The 16,410-nt window shown below is 69.7% G+C and carries 11 protein-coding genes and 1 pseudogene; 3 read left to right on the top strand and 9 right to left on the bottom strand.

The annotated features are described in order from the left end of the window. Positions 1–51 precede the first annotated feature (51 nt). The 9 genes and pseudogenes from DK254_RS20850 to DK254_RS20810 form a co-directional block, all read right to left on the bottom strand. Positions 52–1,662, bottom strand: a complete 1,611-nt coding sequence (locus DK254_RS20850) for a 5-guanidino-2-oxopentanoate decarboxylase (protein ID WP_109935298.1) — start codon at positions 1,660–1,662, stop codon at positions 52–54. A 204-nt stretch (positions 1,663–1,866) separates the two neighbouring features. Continuing rightward, on the bottom strand, positions 1,867–3,960 hold the full coding sequence (locus tag DK254_RS20845; protein ID WP_109935297.1) for an acetate--CoA ligase family protein: 2,094 nt from the start codon (positions 3,958–3,960) through the stop codon (positions 1,867–1,869). Positions 3,961–3,971: 11 nt separating this feature from the next. Further along, positions 3,972–5,132: an acyl-CoA dehydrogenase family protein gene (locus DK254_RS20840; RefSeq protein WP_109935296.1), complete on the bottom strand. Its 1,161-nt coding sequence runs from the start codon at positions 5,130–5,132 to the stop codon at positions 3,972–3,974. A 16-nt stretch (positions 5,133–5,148) separates the two neighbouring features. Then, complete coding sequence (locus DK254_RS20835; RefSeq protein WP_109935295.1) at positions 5,149–5,937, bottom strand: enoyl-CoA hydratase/isomerase family protein; 789 nt, start codon at positions 5,935–5,937, stop codon at positions 5,149–5,151. A gap of 316 nt (positions 5,938–6,253) precedes the next feature. Next, the gene (locus DK254_RS20830) at positions 6,254–7,657 is read right to left on the bottom strand and encodes an amino acid permease (RefSeq protein ID WP_109935294.1); all 1,404 of its coding nucleotides are present in this window, start codon (positions 7,655–7,657) and stop codon (positions 6,254–6,256) included. 407 nt (positions 7,658–8,064) lie between these two features. Continuing rightward, positions 8,065–10,265: pseudogene (locus DK254_RS20825) on the bottom strand (ATP-binding protein). After that, positions 10,262–11,044: an ABC transporter substrate-binding protein gene (locus DK254_RS20820; RefSeq protein WP_109935293.1), complete on the bottom strand. Its 783-nt coding sequence runs from the start codon at positions 11,042–11,044 to the stop codon at positions 10,262–10,264. Before DK254_RS20820 ends, DK254_RS20825 begins: the two are co-directional and overlap by 4 nt. Positions 11,045–11,046: 2 nt before the next feature. Next, complete coding sequence (locus tag DK254_RS20815) at positions 11,047–11,787, bottom strand: response regulator (protein WP_109935292.1); 741 nt, start codon at positions 11,785–11,787, stop codon at positions 11,047–11,049. Between the two features lie 110 nt (positions 11,788–11,897). Then, on the bottom strand, positions 11,898–12,545 hold the full coding sequence (locus DK254_RS20810) for a TetR family transcriptional regulator C-terminal domain-containing protein (RefSeq protein ID WP_089393906.1): 648 nt from the start codon (positions 12,543–12,545) through the stop codon (positions 11,898–11,900). A 157-nt stretch (positions 12,546–12,702) separates the two neighbouring features. Between DK254_RS20810 and DK254_RS20805 the strand changes: the two genes are divergently transcribed. The 3 genes from DK254_RS20805 (at position 12,703) to DK254_RS20795 (ending at position 16,248) form a co-directional block, all read left to right on the top strand. Continuing rightward, positions 12,703–13,806 carry a polyamine ABC transporter substrate-binding protein gene (locus DK254_RS20805; protein WP_109935291.1) on the top strand — a complete coding sequence of 368 codons (1,104 nt, stop codon included), beginning with the start codon at positions 12,703–12,705 and terminating at the stop codon, positions 13,804–13,806. Positions 13,807–13,915: 109 nt separating this feature from the next. After that, complete coding sequence (locus DK254_RS20800) at positions 13,916–15,334, top strand: aminotransferase (RefSeq protein ID WP_109935290.1); 1,419 nt, start codon at positions 13,916–13,918, stop codon at positions 15,332–15,334. A 53-nt stretch (positions 15,335–15,387) separates the two neighbouring features. Further along, complete coding sequence (locus tag DK254_RS20795) at positions 15,388–16,248, top strand: helix-turn-helix transcriptional regulator (protein ID WP_109935804.1); 861 nt, start codon at positions 15,388–15,390, stop codon at positions 16,246–16,248. Positions 16,249–16,410: the final 162 nt, after the last annotated feature.

The following is a 16,410-nucleotide window of genomic DNA, read 5'->3' as shown; positions in this document are numbered from 1 at the left end:
TGTCCTTCAAGGCGCCGGGGCCCGCGTGGGCCCCGGCGGGTACGACGGGGCCTACTGGGCGCAGGCGTGTTTCAGCTCGACCAGGGTCACGCCGGGGTGGGCGAAGCCGGCGCGCAGGTCGCGCTCCAGTTCGTCCAGGCTCTGCGGCTGGCGCACTTCGCAGCCGTAGGCGCGGCCGAGCAGGGCGAAGTCCGGGTTGCGCGGCAGCACGCCGATGGGCTCGATGTCCAGGCCGAGCATGTCGTCGCGTATCTGCCCGAGGGCATCGTTGTTCCACAGCAGCACCACCAGCGGGCTGCCCAGCTCCTCGGTGGCGGTGGCCAGCTCCTGGGCGGTGTAGAGGAAGCCGCCGTCGCCCACCAGCACCAGGCCGGGGCGCTCCGGCGCGCCGAACTTGGCACCGATGCCGGCCGGCACGCCATAGCCGAGGGTGCCGTAGCCGGTGGGGTGCAGCCAGCCGCGGGGGGCGCGGCTGGGGTACAGGTAGTTGGCGGTGTAGGCCAGCTGGGTCATGTCGCTGGCGATGAAGGCATTGGCCGGCAGCGCCTTGGCGATACGTTCGAGGATCGCCTTGTGGATAAGCTGCAGCGGCGCGTGGCTGGCTTCCAGTTGCTGGCGAAGCTGGGCCACGCGGTCGATGGCGCTGCCGACGTCACGCCTGGCAGCCGGCAACGCGGCCAGCAGCGCCTCGGCGGTGGCCTTCGCGTCGCCGAGCAGGGCCACGGCGCTGGGGTAGAAGTCGTTGAACTTGCGCGAATCGACGTCGACGCGGATCAGCTCGCCGGTCAGCGGCAGGCGCTCGCGCCAGAAGTCGGTGTCGGCCATCTCGGTGCCGATGGCGAGGACCAGGTCGGCCTCGGCGATCATGTCCCAGCCGGCCTGGGTGCACAGGGTGGCGCCGGCCGCCAGCGGGGCTTCCGGGGCCAGCAGGCCCTTGCCGGCGACGCTGGTGAACAGCGGCGCGGCCAGGCGTTCGCTGAGCGCGGCCAGGGCCTGCGCGGCATGCAGCGCGCCGCCGCCGGCGATGATCATCGGGCGCTTGGCGGCCGCGAGCTTATCCACAGCCTGCTGCAATGCGGCGGTGCTAGGCTGGCCGCGGCCGGCGCGGCGCACCACCTCGCCGGTCCAGTCACGGGCGATGGGCGCGGCCAGCACGTCCAGCGGCACCGAGATGTGCACCGGGCGCGGGCGCTCGCTGTCGAACACGGCGTAGGCGCGGGCGATCAGCTCGGGCAGGTCTTCCGGGGTCAGGGCCACGGCCGAGAACGCGGTGATCGGCGCGGTCATGGCGCGCTGGTCCTGGGTCTCGTGCAGGCAGCCCCAGCCCTTGCCCAGGCTGGCGGTGTGGTTGACGCTGGAGATCACCAGCAGCGGGATGGAGTCAGCGTAGGCCTGGCCGATGGCGGTGGCGGCGTTGGTCACCCCCGGGCCGGTGATGATGAAGGCCACGCCGGGCTTGCCGCTGACCCGCGCATAGCCGTCAGCCATGAAGCCGGCGCCCTGCTCGTGGCGGGTGAGTACGTGGCGGATGCCGCTGCCGGGCAGGCCGCGGTAGAGCTCCAGGGTGTGCACGCCGGGGATGCCGAACACGGTGTCGACGCCGTAGTTGGCCAGCAGGCGGACCAGGGCCTGGCCGCCGGTGAGGGTCTTTTGTTCTTGCATGGGGTGTCTCCTCGCAACTCGTTGTTCCGGGACGGACGCCGAACTCGCGGCGGGCGCCGGAATGCTTTGCCCCCTCTCCCGCTTGCGGGAGAGGGCTGGGGAGAGGGGCTCTTGCCGGTGCCATCGGAGCACCGGCCCACCACCCTCTCCCCCAGCCCCTCTCCCTGAAGGGAGAGGGGAGCGTTCGTGTTCCCCTTCAGGTCCTCAGCCGTCGCCCAGCCGCACCAGCGCATCCACCGCCACGGCGCCTTCGGCGTTCACCAGCAGCGGGTTCACGTCCAGCTCCAGCAGGCTGTCGGCGTGCTCGCAGGCGTAGTCGGCCACCGCGCGGATGGCGTCCACCAGCTTGTCCATGTCCACCGCCGGGCGGCCGCGGAAGCCGCTGAGCAACGGCGCGCTGCGCAGGCCCAGGAGGGCGTCGCGAATGGCCGCGTCGGTGGTCGGCAGCAGCAGACTGCGGCTGTCCTTGAGCAGCTCGACGAGGATGCCGCCAGCACCCAGCACCAGGGCCAGGCCGAAGCCGACCTCGCGCTTGATGCCGACGATCAGCTCGGCCAGCGGCGGGCTGGCCATGCGCTCCAGCAGCACCTGCTCGAACTTCACCTGGGGCGCGTGCCTGGCCAGGCTCTCGCGCATGTCGAACAGCGCCGCTTCCAGGGCCGCTTCGTTGCGCAGGTTGAGCGCCACGCCGCCGGCCTCGGTCTTGTGCGGCAGCTCGGCGCTGACCGCCTTGAGCACCAGCGGGTAGCCCAGGTCGGCGGCGGCCTCGCGGGCCTGGCCGGGGGTGCTGAGCACGGCCGCCGGCAGCGGCAGGCCGAAGGGCTTGAGCGTCTGTTTGGAAGCCCATTCGTCGAGCAGCCGGCCCTCGCCTTCGATGGCTTGTGGGCACAGCGGCACCAGCGCCGCTTCGCCACGGGCCAGCAAGGCATCGCGGCGCTGGCGGTAGTGGGCGATGCGGCCCCAGGCGGCCAGGCCGTCCTCCACGCCCTGCAGCGCCGCCACGCCGTGGCCGTGCAACAGTTCGCGGGCATGGGCCGGCAGCAGTTCGGGCAGCGCCGAGGCGATGAAGCCGACCTTGCCGTGGCGCTTCAGCGCGGCGCAGTACAGTTCCAGCAGCAGGTCGCACTGCGGGCGCTCGCCGGTTTCCTCGCCGGGGTAGTCGAGCACCAGCAGCGCGGCGTCGGCGGGCGTCTGCAGGGCGCTGTCGAGCATCTTCTCCAGCGCCGGGCCGTCGCCCCAGATGGCGGTGGTGAAGTCCAGCGGGTTGGCGATGTTGGCGTAGTCCGGCAGCACCTGGGCCAGCTCGGCGCGCTGCGCCTCGACCAGCTTGGGCAGCGGCAGGCCGTTGCGCTCGGCGTAGTCGGCGATCAGCCCGGCGTCGCCGCCGGAGCAGGCCAGCGCGGCCAGGCTCGGGCCGGCCGGCAGGTTGCCGCAAGCGGCGGCCTTGAGGGTTTCGATGAAGCTCACCGGGCCGCTCACGCGGATCACCCCGAGGCGGTCGAAGAGTGCGTCGTAGAGCGCGTCGGAGCCGGCCAGCGAGCTGGTGTGGCTGAGCGCCAGTTCCGCGCCTATCTGCGACACGCCGGTCTTCAGGGCGATCACCGGGATGCCTTTCTGCAGCGCCTTGTAGGCGGCGCGGGCGAAGCCGGGAACGTTCTTCAGGCCTTCCAGGTGCAGGCCGATGGCGGTGACGCGCGGCTCGTCCAGCAGTACGTCCATCAGCTCGGCCACGCCCAGCTGCGCCTGGTTGCCCACCGAGGCCATGTAGGCGACGGGCAGCGAGCGGTCGCTCATCGACAGGTTGTAGGCGAAGTTGCCGCTCTGGGTCAGCACCGCCACGCCCTTCTCGACGATGTGCCCGCCGTGGGCCACCGGCCACAGGGCGGCGCCGTGCAGGTAGTCGAGCAGGCCGTAGCAGTTCGGCCCGAGCAGGGCCATGTCGCCGGCCACATCGAGCAGACGCTGCTGCAGGGCCTGGCCTTCGGCGCCGGTCTCGGCGAAGCCGGAGGCGTAGCAGATGGCGCCGCCGGCGCCCTTGGCGGCCAGTTCGGCGACGGCCTGCAGGGTCAGGTCGCGGTTGGTGGCGACGAAGACCGCGTCGGGGCCTTCGGGCAGTTCGGCGATGCTGCGCACGCAGGGCACGCCTTCGAGCTGGTCGTATTGCGGGTTGACCAGCCACATCGGCCCGGCGAAGCCGCCCTCGGCGCAGCGCTTGAGCGCGCGGGCCATGCTGCGGCCGCCGATGAAGGCCAGGTGGCGCGGGGCCAGCAGGCGCTTGAGATTGTCACGTTGGCTCATGGGATCACCGATCAGCGCAGCAGCGGCCGCAGCAGTTCGCGGGAGATGATGTGGCGCTGGATTTCCGAGGTGCCTTCCCAGATGCGCTCGATGCGCGCGTTGCGCCAGATGCGTTCCACCGGGCCCTCGTCCATCAGGCCCATGCCGCCGAAGATCTGCACGGTCTCGTCGGCGACCTTGCCCAGCACTTCGCTGGCGAACAGCTTGGCCATGCCGGCCTCGCCATCGGTCATGCTGCCCTGGTCCATCTTCCACGCGGTGTGCAGGGTCATCAGCTCGGCGGCGCGGATCTGCGTGGCCATGTCGGCCAGCTTGAAGGAAATGCCCTGGTAGCTGCCGATGGCCTGGCCGAACTGCTTGCGGTCGGCCGACCATTGCAGGGCCAGGTCCATGGCGCGCTGAGCCTGGCCGACGCAGTTGGCGGCGACCATCACACGGCCAGCGGTGAGCCAGGCGTTGGCCACTTCCCAGCCCTTGCCCACTTCGCCGAGGACCTTGGCGGCCGGCACGCGGCAGTCGTCGAAGAAGATCTCGTAGGTGTGGTAGCCCTTGTTGCTGACGCAGCGCGGGCCGCGGCGCACGGTCATGCCCGGGGTGCCCTTGTCGACCAGGAAGGCGGTCACGGCGTTGCGCTTCTTGCCGTTCTTCTCGAAGGTGTCGGTGACGGCGAAGACGATGGCGAAATCGGCGTGCCCGGCGTGGCTGATGAAGTGCTTGGCGCCGTTGATGACGAAGTCGTCGCCCTCGCGCACGGCGCGGGTCTTGATCGAGTTGGCGTCGGAGCCGGCGCCCGGCTCGGTGAGGGCGAAGCAGTCGATCTTCTCGCCCTGCACCACCGGCAGCAGGTAGTCCTGGACCTGCTGGCCCTTGCAGGCCATGAGGATCTTCGAGGGCCGTGCGACGAACACGTGCAGCGCCCAGGAAACCTTGGACAGCTCGCGCTCCACCAGCGCCTGGGACAGGTAGTCGAGGCCGCCGCCACCGACTTCCTCGGGCATGTTGAAGGCGTAGAAGCCGGCGGCGATGGCCTTGCCGCGGATCTGCGCGGCCAGCTCCGGGGACACGGCGTCGGCGCGGTCGACTTCTTCCTCGTGGGGCAGCAGTTCCTTCTCGACGAAGGCCTTGACCGCCTCGACGAGCATTTCCTGTTCCTGGGTCAGCTTGAAATCCATGGAATCACCTCGCCGCTCAACGGCCTTGGAATTGGGGGGAACGTTTCTCGGCCACGGCGCGCAGGGCCTCGGCGGCATCCTCGCTGCGCCCGCAGAGCAGCCCGGCGGCCTGCTCGGCTTCCAGTTGCTGGGCTAGGGTGCGGTTGGCGCCATCGCGGATCAGGCGCTTGGTCTGGGCGAAGGCGAAGGTCGGGCCGGCGGCCAGGCGCGCGGCGAACTCGCCGACGCTGGCCAGCAGTCGCTCGTCGGCGACCACTTCGCCGACCAGGCCGGCGGCCAGGGCGCGTTCGGCGTTCCACAACTCATCGAGGAACAGCAGGCGCTTGGCCGCCTCGCCGCCGATCAGCCGCGGCAGGTGCCAGCTGGCGCCTGCGTCCGGGCAGTAGGCCATGCCGGTGTAGCCGGCCTTGAAGCGCGCGCCGGCGCCGGCGACGCGGAAGTCGCAGCACAGCGTCAGGTCCATCCCGGCGCCGACGGCGGTGCCGTTGACGGCGGCGATGGTCGGCTTGTCCAGGCCGTGCAGGCGACGCATCAGGGCGTGGGCGGTCTCGGTCCAGCCGTAGGTTTCCAGTTCGCCGCGGGCCTCGGCCTCGGCCCATTCGGCGAGGTCGGCGCCAGCGCAGAAGCTGCGGCCCTCGCCGGTCAGCACGATGACGCGCACGGCCGGGTCGGCCTCGAAGGCGTCGAGCAGGGCGTGCAGGTTCTTCAGCGTCGGGATGTCCAGCGCGTTGCGCTGTTCGGGGCGGTTCAGGGTGATCCAGGCGATGCCGTCCTGGACCCGGCTGAGCGGGGATGCGTGAGTCATGCTGGCCTCGTTGTTGTTGTCGCATGAGGGCGGTGTTGGCCACCATACTAAACAAGTGTTCAACAAGACGGCAATGCACCCGAATGGGTGGCTTGTAACGCCCCGCCGGACGGCGGGAAGGCCGCGTGGTGCGGGGGCTGTGGGGATTTGGTGAGGGTTTGCGGCGGGCGTTGTTACAATTTCGAACAAACGGCCCTGCGGGCCTTCGCGGACGGAGTCCGCTCCTACGTCCGTGCTTCCCTGGAACCGTAGGAGCGGACTCTGTCCGCGAAAAACAAGAAGCCCCGCAGGGCGGGGCTTCTTGTGTGCAGAAGGCTCAGCCGACGCTGGGCACCGCCTCGCTGGCCTGCTGCGGGCGCTTGCGCTTGAGCACGTAGTAGGCCAGGTAGCACGCGGCGATGAAGCCGAAGCCCCAGTACAGCGACGGGCGCTGGGTCGGGTCCATGGCCAGGAACACGAACAGCGAGCAGCAGATCGCTATGCAGGCCAGGGGGATCAGCGGGAACAGCGGCGCGGCGTACTTCAGGTCCTTGACGCTGCCCCCTTTGGCCATGTGCTCGCGGCGGAAGCGGTACTGGGCGTAGGCGATGACGATCCAGGTCACGGTGCCGGCCATCCCGCTCACCGCCATCAGCACCATGAACAGGGTGTCGGCGGCGACCACGCTGGTCAGCAGCGAGAGCAGGGCGAAGGCCAGGCTGATCAGCAGCGCGTACAGCGGCACGCCGCGGGCGCTGAGCTTGGACAGGCCCCTGGGCGCCATGCCGGTCCTGGACATGGCCCAGAGAATGCGGGTGGAAGCGTACAGGCCGGAGTTGCCCACCGAGAGGATGGCGGTGAGGATGACGAAGTTCATCAGGTCCGCCGCGTAGGGGATGCCGACCATGTCGAACACCTGCACGAAGGGGCTCTCCACCAGCCCGGCCTTCTGCCAGGGGATGATGGCGGCCAGCACGAGGACCGCCAGGACGTAGAAGATCAGCACGCGGAACACCACGTTGCGCACGGCGCGGGGGATGCTCTTCTCCGGCTGGTCGGTCTCGCCGGCGGCCACGCCCATGATCTCGCAGCCCTGGAAGGCGTAGACCACCGTCATCATCACCGCGAACACCGCCGACAGGCCGTTGGGGAACAGGCTGTCGCCGACCAGGTTGTCCAGCCCCGGCGCCGGCGCGCCGTCGTTCAGGTGGATGCCGCCGAAGATCACCAGCACGCCGACGATGATGAAGGCGAGGATGGCCGCCACCTTGATCCCGGCGAACCAGTACTCGGCCTCGCCGAAGGCGCGGGTGGCCAGGGCGTTGAGGGAGAACAGCACGACCACGAAGAAGCCCGACCAGATCCAGATCGGCACCTCGGGGAACCAGCGCGTCATCAGCATGCCGGCGGCGGTGAATTCCAGGCCGACGGTGGAGGCCCAGCTCATCCAGTACACCCAGCCGATCATGAACCCGGTGGCCGGGCCGATGAAGCGTGTGGCGTGGGCCTGGAAGGAACCGGAGACGGGCATCTGCACCGACAGCTCGCCCAGGCAGACCATCACCAGGTACATCAGCAGGCCGGCCACCAGGTAGGCCAGCACGGCCCCGGCCGGGCCGCCCTGGTTGATGGTGACGCCGGCGCCCATGAACAGGCCGGTGCCGATCACCCCGCCGAGGGACAGCATGAAGATGTGGCGGCTCTTGAGCGCGCGGGAGAGCTGGAGCTTCGAATCAGACATGGCGCCCCCCCGGCAGACGGCGGGCGCGGCGCAGCGGAACTCTACGTTGGATCATTGTTGTTATCTCCAATCAGTCAGAGGCCGTGGCTCGGGCACGGATACCGCCGGATTATTCGAAGGCGATGTAAGGTCGCGTTGAACGGCGGGATCGAAGATGTAAAAAGCTGTAAGGAATTTGTAGCGGGCTAGTCCCCACGCCCTCGGGACAACGTCCGGCTGACTCCGAAACATCCAAGCCTGCCGAACGGCCCCCTCTCCCTGAAGGGAGAGGGGACGGTCCGTGCCTGCTGGATGCGCGTACCTCCCTGCTGGGTCTGCGCATTTTGTGCCTTTCGTAGGAGCGAGCTTGCTCGCGAACCGCATGGCACCGCAGCCGCCGGGGGATCCGTTCGCGAGCAAGCTCGCTCCTACAGGAGGTGCGTCCTGGCGGCGCTGAGTTGCGTGTCGAGTCTTTCGCTCCAGGCTTGCAGCGGCTCGCCGGCCAGGGCCGCTTCTTCCAGGCCGTGCAGGCATTCGCCCAGGCCGCGCAGGCCCATGGAGTGGCAGCTGCCCGCCAGGCGGTGGGCCAGGCCGGCGGCCTCGCTGGCGTCGCCGGCGCGGATGGCTTCGTGCAGCAGCGGCAGCTGTTGCGCCAGCAGGTCGCGCAGCACGCCCAGCAGTTCGTTCACCCGGTGCTCGCCCAGCAGTTCGCGGTGGGTCGCCAGCACCTGCGCGTCGATCACCCCGTCCGTTGCCGGCTCGGGCGCAGGCGCGTGCAGGTTGGCCAGGGCGCGGCGCAGGTCGTCCAGGCGCAGCGGCTTGGCCAGCACGCCTTGCATGCCGGCGTCGAAGTAGCGGCGCACCAGGGCCGGTTGCACGCTGGCGGTGAAGGCCAGGATCGGCGTCTCGCGGTTGCGGCCGTCGGCCTGGGCGCGGATCGCCTGGCACAGCTCGATGCCGCCGAGGCCCGGCAGGTGCATGTCCAGCAGGATCAGGTCGAAGGCCTGTTCGCGGCAGGCGGCCAGGGCCGGGTCGGCGTCCTCGGCCAGCGTACCCGGTGGCCGTCGCGCTCCAGCAGGCCCTGGGCCACTTCGCGGTTGAGCGGCACGTCTTCCACCAGCAGCACGCTCAGGGCACGCTCGCTGCGCGGCGCCGCCCGCGGTTCCGCCATGGGGGCCAGCGCGGCTTGCAGCTCGACCTCGAACCAGAAGGTGCTGCCCTCGCCTTCCACGCTGCGCACGCCGATGCGGCCGCCCATGGCCTCCACCAGGCGCTTGCTGATGGCCAGGCCCAGGCCGCTGCCGCCGTAGCGCCGGGTGACTTCCTCGCTGGCCTGGGTGAAGCGTTCGAAGATGCGCGCCTGCACCGCCGCGGGAATGCCGATGCCGTCGTCGACCACGGCGAAGCGCAGGCGCTGGGCCTCGCCCCGTTGCGCCAGCAGCGTCACTTCCAGGCGCACCTCGCCCTCCTCGGTGAACTTCACCGCGTTGGCCACCAGGTTGCTCAGGACCTGGCGGAGGAACTGCCCGGCGCCGCGGCAACGGCGGCGCACGGCCGCGTCCAGGCGCAAGGAGAGCACGGTGGCATTGGCTGCCGCGCGCGGCTCCAGCAGCGTCAGCACCTCGTCGAGCAGTTCGCCGAGGTCGAAGTCCACCGGCTCCGGCAGGCTGGCGCCGTCCTCCAGCTTGGCGAAGTGCAGCACTTCGTTGAGCACCGCCAGCAAGCCTTCGCCGGCCTTGTGCAGGGCGTGCAGGCGCTTGCGCTCCAGCTCGCCCAGGGGCGCGTCGCGCAGCAGCTCGGCCATGCCGAGGATGCCGTTGAGCGGGGTGCGGATTTCGTGGCTCATGGTGGCCAGGAAGCGGCTCTTCGCCTCGTTGGCCGCCTCGGCCTCGTCCTTGGCCCGGCGCAGGCTGGCGGTGCGCCGCTCGACCTGGCGCTGCAGTTCGTCGCGTTCCTCGCGCAGGGCCTGGCGCATGTCGTCGAGGGCGTGGGCCACGGTGTCCAGCTCGTCGTCCTCGGCGCGGATGCGCTTGTCCAGCCGCAGTGGCTGCTGCAGGTCGCCGCCGGCCATGCGCCCGGCGAACTCGGCCATGCGCTCCAGGTGGCGCGTCACCAGCTTGTGGAACAGCCAGCTCAGGGCCACCGCCAGGCCGCATAGGAACAGGCCCATCCACAGCAAGTTGCTCAGCCCGCCGTGCCACAGGCGGCGGTAGATGGCGCCCAGGTCGATGGCCACGGCCAGCTCGCCGAGGGCCCGCGGTTCGCCGTCCGGCGGCTGGTAGCTGAGCGGAAAGTGCTCGACGCGCAGCGGGCCGGGGGCCTGGATGTCGCCCTGGACAAGGTTGAAGTCGGCGCTGGCCAGGCTGGCCCAGGCGATGTCGGGGAAGTCCACCAGGCCGTGCAGCTGCACGTTGAGCTGGGCCTGGTTGAGGTCCCACAGGCTGCGCTCGAAGCTGGCCAGGTAGCCGCTGCGGATCAGCTCCAGGCGGGTCTCGATGTCGCGCATCTCGCGGCGGTATTCCAGGTACAGCTGCACGGCGCCGGCCAGCAGGGTGAAGCACAGGCTGAAGGCCAGCACCCGTAGCAGCAGGCGCCGCGCCAGCGGGCCGGGGGCGCGCAGGGCCCTCACGGCTGCGCCCCGGCGGCGAGCATGGCGCGGTAGTCGCGCTCGCTTTCGTCCAGCCAGCGCGCCAGGCTGCCGTCGGCCTGCAGGCGGCGCAGCGCGGCATCTATCTCGCCCAGGCGGGCCTGCAGCGGCGAATGCCGCGACACCGCCAGGCGCAGGTAGTCGACGGTGATCGGCCGCGGCGCGTCCACTATGTCCGCGCCGCCCGGCAGGCGCTCGACGAACAGCCGTCCGGTGCGCCGCTCGTAGGGGATGAAGTCGATGCGCTGGCGGATCAGCTTGCCGAAGTTCTGCCGGCTGTCGGAGACGTACTCGATGTTGTCGTGGCTGGCGACGAAGCGGTCGAACCCGGCGCCGTAGCTCTCGCCGAAGAGCAACCCGCCGCGGTAGCGGGAGAGGTCGTCCAGGCCCTGGAAGCGCACCGGCTTGCGGCGGTTGTAGAACAGCGCCACTTCCTCGCGCAGCACCGGCGCCTCGGCGAAGGCCAGGCCCTGGTCGCGCTGCTCGGTGCGGTAGGCCAGCACCACGTCGACGCGCCCGGCGGCGGCGTCCAGCAGGCAGCGCTTCCAGTTGCCCAGCACCACCACCTGCACCTCGTAGCCGAGCCCGCCGAGCACGCTCTTCACCACCTGCGGCGCCAGCCCGCGCACCTCGTGGCCGTCGCTCCAGGACACCGGCGGGTACACCGGATAGTCGCAGTAGCGCACGCGCTCGGCGGCCGGCGCCAGGCCGCCCCGGGCCAGGACGAGCAGCGCCAGGGCGAGCAGGGCCAGCCAGCGCATGCTCAGGCGTCGCTGGGGGCGGCGGTGAACAGGTAGCCGGCGCCGTGGATGGTGATGATCAGTTCGGGTTCGGCCGGGTCGTCGCGCAGCTTGCGGCGCAGGCGGCCGACCAGCACGTCGATGGAGCGGTCGTTGGGCAGCCACTCGCGGTTGCGGATCTGGTCCATCAGCTGGTCGCGGCTCAAGGTGTGGCCGCTGTTGCGCAGGAACACGCTGAGCAGCTGGAACTCGCCGTGGGTCAGCGGGGTTTCGCTGCCGTCGCGGTCGACCAGGCGCCGGCGGTCGGCGTCCAGGCGCCAGTGGGCGAAGCGCTTGAGCGGCTGGCGCACCGGCGCGGCCGGGGCCGGGGTGCGGGCGTGGCGCACGCGGCGGATCAGGTTCTTCGCCCGCGACACCAGCTCGCGCGGGTTCGGCGGCTTGATCACGTAGTCGTCGGCGCCGCATTCCAGGCCGACGATGCGGTCGATGTCGTCGTTGCGCCCGGTGATGAGGATGATGCCCACCTCCGAGCGCACCCGCAGTTCGCGGGTCAGGGTCAGGCCGTCCTTGCCGGGCAGGCGGATGTCCAGCAGCACCAGGTCGAACGGCGGGCCGCCCTGCTCGGCGTCGGCCAGGCTGGCCTCGGCCTGTTCGGCGGTGCTGGCGCAGGCCACCTCGTAGCCCTCGCCGACGAGGTAGGACTGGAGGAGTTCGCGGATCAGCGGATCGTCGTCGACGATCAGTACACGGGGAGCCATCGCCAATACCCTGCTGCGGCCGCCGGCGAGGTCGCGGCGGATTTCTTATTAGAGGATGGACGCCCGTGGGAAATTTCCCAGGGGCCGGCGCAGAGTAGCGATTGCTGAACGGCCGATCAACAGTCCGCCGGCCGGCGGCTGAAGCGCTGCCGCCCGCCGGCCTGCAGGCCGTCGACCCAGGCCTCGCAGACCTGGACGCCCTGCTCGGGGGTGAAGGTGTTGGGGTTCAGCCCGGATTCCAGCCACAGCCCGTCGAGCATGGCCGACAGGGCGATGGCGGCGAGGTCGGCGTCGAAGTCGGCCCAGCCTTCCTCCTCGGCCAGCTGGTCCAGCGCCTGGGCCAGCAGGGCGCGGTACTCGCCGTAGGAATGGTCGTGGGCGCGGTTGATCGCCTCGGCGGTCTTCACCGCGCCCCAGAACGCCAGCCAGGCGTCGAGCAGCTGGGGGTCGAGCAGTTCGGCGCTGAACGAGGCGCGGAAGAACGCCGAGAGGCGCGCGCGGGCATCCGGCGCGGCCTGGTCGATGGCCTCGCGCAGCAGCTGCATGACGCGCCCGGTGACCGTCAGGTAGGCCTCGGCGACCAGCTCGTCCTTGCCCGCGTAGTGGTGGTTGATCAGCCCCACCGAAACCCCGGCCTCGGCGCAGATCTTGCGGATGGACGCGCCCTGGAAGCCGTGCTGCTTCAGGCACGCCAGGGTGGCCTCGATCAGCAGCGCCTTGCGCTGTTCGGGTTCCAGCCGGGAAAAGCGCACTGCCTGGTTCATCGCCTGCCGCTCCTGTGTCCAAGGCCGCCAATCTGAACGAATGTGCAACAGCATACCAGCCCCACCCACCCATTCGGGGAATGGCCCGGCGAAGGCCGGCGGCGGACAGTGGCCACAGCCGACACGACCCTCGAAAACAACCACAGGTGGGAGTGACATGTACAAACCCTTCGCAGCGATCCTGGGCACGGCCCTGGCGCTGAGCCCCTTGCTCGGCCAGGCCGCGGACGCCAACGGCGCCAACACGCTGAGGCTGTACAACTGGTCCGACTACATCGGCGAGCACACCATCGCCGACTTCGAGAAGGCCACCGGGATCAAGGTGGTCTACGACACCTACGACTCCTACGAGACGGTGCAGGGCAAGCTGTTGCCCGGCCGCTCCGGCTACGACCTGGTGGTGCTCAACGCCGCGCTGGTGCCGCCGCTGCTCAAGGCCGGGGTGTTCCAGCCGCTGGACAAGAGCCGGCTGCCCAGCTGGAACAACCTCGACCCCGAGGTGCTCAAGCACCTGGACCACTACGACCCGGGCGTGCAGTACTCGGCGCCCTACACCTGGGGCAGCAACGGCATCACCTACAACATCGACAAGATCAAGCAGCGCATGCCCGACGCGCCCATCGGCTCGCTGGCGATGCTGTTCGATCCCAAGGTGGTGTCGAAATTCGCCGACTGCGGGGTGACCATCATCGACTCGCCCACCGACGTCATCCCCCTGGCCCTGGCCTACCTCAAGCGCGACCCGAACAGCGCCAACCCCGAGGACCTCAAGGCCGCCCAGGACCTGCTGCAGTCGATCCGACCCTACATCCGCAAGTTCGACTCCACCAGCTACCTCAACGGCCTGGCCAACGGCGACCAGTGCATGGCCATGACCTGGTCCGGCGACTACGCCACCGCCCAGGCCCGCGCCGACGAGGCCGGGGCCAAGGTCAAGCTGGGCTACTTCGTGCCCAAGGAAGGCTCGCTGATCTGGTTCGACGACTTCTACATCCCGGCCGATGCGCCCCACGTGGCCAATGCCCACAAGTTCATCGAATACATGCTGCAACCCAAGGTGGCCGCCGACGTCAGCGACTACATCCGCTACGCCAGCAGCAACATCGCGGCCAAGCCGCTGCTGGCCACCGAGGTGCGCGACGACCCGGCGATCTACCCGGACGCCGAGACGCGCTCGCGGCTGTTCACCCAGAAGGTCCAGGGGCCCAAGGCCACCCGGCTGATCACCCGGACCTGGAATGCGGTGAAGACCGGGACCTGACATCTGTTCAAGCAAGAGCCCCCTCTCCCCAGCCCTCTCCCTTCGGGGAGAGGGCTGGGGAGAGGGAAACGGAATTAACGAGTTGAAACCGCACTATCGAGGTACTGCCATGACCACCCCATCCGCCGCCTTCTTCGCCCAGTTCGACGACGAGAAGCTGGTCGCCGCCGACAAGGCCCACTACGTCCACGGTTACCACGTGTTCGACGACCACCGCGAGAACGGCGCGCTGAACATTGCCGCGGGCGAAGGCGCCTACATCTACGACACCAAGGGCAACCGCTACCTGGACGCCGTGGGCGGCATGTGGTGCACCAACATCGGCCTGGGCCGCGAGGAGATGGCCGAGGCCATCGCCGGGCAGGTGCGCCAGCTGGCCTACTCCAACCCCTTCTGCGACATGGCCAACGTCACCGCCATCCAGCTCTGCGAGAAGCTCGCCGAACTGGCCCCGGGCGACCTCGACCACGTGTTCCTCACCACCGGCGGCTCCACCGCGGTGGACACCGCCTACCGGCTGATCCAGTACTACCAGAACTGCCGCGGCAAGCACGCCAAGAAGCACATCATCAGCCGCGTCAACGCCTACCACGGCTCGACTTTCCTGACCATGTCCCTGGGCGGCAAGGTCGCCGACCACCCGGCGGAGTTCGACTTCCTCAAGGACCTCATCCACCACATCTCCTGCCCCAACCCCTACCGCGCGCCGGAAGGCATGACCGAGGCAGATTTCCTGGAGTTCCTGGTCAAGGAGTTCGAGGACAAGATCCTGGAACTTGGCGCCGACAAGGTCGCGGCCTTCTTCGCCGAGCCGATCATGGGTTCGGGCGGCGTGATCATCCCGCCGAAGGGCTACCACAAGCGCATGTGGGAGGTGTGCCGGAAGTACGACCTGCTCTACGTCGCCGACGAGGTGGTGACCTCCTTCGGCCGCCTGGGCGCCTTCTTCGCCTCCGAGGACGTGTTCGGCATGCAGCCGGACATCATCACCACCGCCAAGGGCCTGACCTCCGGCTACCTGCCGCTGGGCGCGTGCATCTTCTCCGACAGAATCTGGAAGGTGATCGCCGAGCCGAACCAGGGCCGCTGCTTCAGCCACGGCTTCACCTACAGCGGGCACCCGGTGAGCTGCGTGTCGGCGCTGAAGAACATCGAGATCATCCAGCGCGAGAACCTGCTGGAGCACGTCAAGGACGTCGGCGCCTACCTGGAGCAGCGCCTGCAGGAACTGGCCGGGCTGCCGCTGGTGGGCGACGTTCGCTGCCAGAAGCTGATGGCCTGCGTCGAGTTCGTTGCCGACAAGCGCAGCAAGACGCTGTTCCCGGAGGAACTGAACATCGGCGAGAAGATCCACCTGCGCGCCCAGGCCCGCGGCCTGCTGGTGCGGCCCATCGTGCACCTGAACGTGATGTCGCCGCCGCTGACCATCACCCGCGAGCAGGTCGACGAAGTGGTCGACACCCTGCGCGAGGCCATCCTCGAGACCGCCGAGGACCTCAAGCGCAGCGGCGACTACGCGGGGCATTGATGCGCGGACGCGGCGCTTTGCAGCTGGTCGGCGGCGGCCGTATGCTGCCGACCATGAGCACACCGGCCACCCCACTCGATGCCCCACTCAACAGCCCGGCCCTGCATGCCTGGCATGCGGGGCTGGCGCGCGCCATGGCCGCGGTGGCCACGGCGGAATTCCCGGCGCGCCTGGTGGAGGCGCTGAACGCGCTGGTGCCCATCGAGTCCTCGCTGTTCGGCCTGGAGCGCAAGGGCCAGCCGCCGCGCCACCTGTTCCAGCACGGCATCCCCGAGGCCTACCGCGAGCCGCTGACCGAGCGCTACTACGCCCGCGGCTACCTGCTCGACCCCTTCTGCCTGGCCATGGAGGGCGGCCTGGCCGAGGGCTTCTACCCGCTGGCGGAAATCGCCCCGGACGACTTCTTCGCCAGCGAGTACTACAAGACCTACTACCTCAAGTGCGGCTCGGTGGAAGACAGCCACTACATCGTCGACCTCGACGCCCAGCGCAAGCTCTCCCTGTGCGTGTACCAGGGCCGCAGCGGCGCGCGCTTCAGCAAGGCGCAGACCGAGCTGCTGCGCGCCGCCCTGCCGCTGGTGCGCGAGCTGTGCCGGCAGTTCGAGAGCCGCGGCGGCCTCGACCTGCTGCTGGCCGGCGGCGACGCCGGCGCGCAACCGGCGGCGGCGCTGAACCGGCACATCCGCGAAGCCTTCATGAACTTCGGCGGCGACTGCCTGACCGAGCGCGAACGGGAAATCGCCCACCTGCTGCTGCGCGGCCACTCGGTGAAGTCCAGCGCGCGGGTACTGGACATCTCGCCGGAGACGGTGCGCATGCACCGCAAGCACCTCTACACCAAGCTCGAGATCAACTCCCAGGCGGAGCTGTTCTCGCTGTTCATCGACTGGCTGACCCGCGACGGGCCCGCCTGAAACGCCGATCGCCCGGACACCCATCCATCGCGGACGGAGTCCGCTCCTACGGGGGAGTCCAGCAACTGTCTAACCGGCTACGCCGAGGGGCTCTTCGTAGGAGCGAGCCGTGCCCACCGGAATGGTAGGAGCGGACCTTGTCCGCGATAGCCGGAACCCCCG

The sequence above is a fragment of the Pseudomonas sp. RW407 genome, from assembly GCF_003176655.1.
Taxonomy (GTDB): domain Bacteria; phylum Pseudomonadota; class Gammaproteobacteria; order Pseudomonadales; family Pseudomonadaceae; genus Pseudomonas; species Pseudomonas delhiensis.
The sequence above is the reverse complement of the archived record's forward strand: the minus strand, read 5'-3'. Positions and strand labels throughout refer to the sequence as shown.

What these genes read in the sequence shown, in the direction of transcription:
- DK254_RS20800 (WP_109935290.1), top strand. Translation starts at nt 13,916, where the DNA reads ATGACCACCCCATCCGCCGCCTTCTTCGCCCAGTTCGACGACGAGAAG.
- DK254_RS20830 (WP_109935294.1), bottom strand. Translation starts at nt 7,657, where the DNA reads ATGTCTGATTCGAAGCTCCAGCTCTCCCGCGCGCTCAAGAGCCGCCAC.
- DK254_RS20795 (WP_109935804.1), top strand. Translation starts at nt 15,388, where the DNA reads ATGAGCACACCGGCCACCCCACTCGATGCCCCACTCAACAGCCCGGCC.
- DK254_RS20840 (WP_109935296.1), bottom strand. Translation starts at nt 5,132, where the DNA reads ATGGATTTCAAGCTGACCCAGGAACAGGAAATGCTCGTCGAGGCGGTC.
- DK254_RS20805 (WP_109935291.1), top strand. Translation starts at nt 12,703, where the DNA reads ATGTACAAACCCTTCGCAGCGATCCTGGGCACGGCCCTGGCGCTGAGC.
- DK254_RS20845 (WP_109935297.1), bottom strand. Translation starts at nt 3,960, where the DNA reads ATGAGCCAACGTGACAATCTCAAGCGCCTGCTGGCCCCGCGCCACCTG.
- DK254_RS20820 (WP_109935293.1), bottom strand. Translation starts at nt 11,044, where the DNA reads ATGCGCTGGCTGGCCCTGCTCGCCCTGGCGCTGCTCGTCCTGGCCCGG.
- DK254_RS20835 (WP_109935295.1), bottom strand. Translation starts at nt 5,937, where the DNA reads ATGACTCACGCATCCCCGCTCAGCCGGGTCCAGGACGGCATCGCCTGG.
- DK254_RS20810 (WP_089393906.1), bottom strand. Translation starts at nt 12,545, where the DNA reads ATGAACCAGGCAGTGCGCTTTTCCCGGCTGGAACCCGAACAGCGCAAG.
- DK254_RS20850 (WP_109935298.1), bottom strand. Translation starts at nt 1,662, where the DNA reads ATGCAAGAACAAAAGACCCTCACCGGCGGCCAGGCCCTGGTCCGCCTG.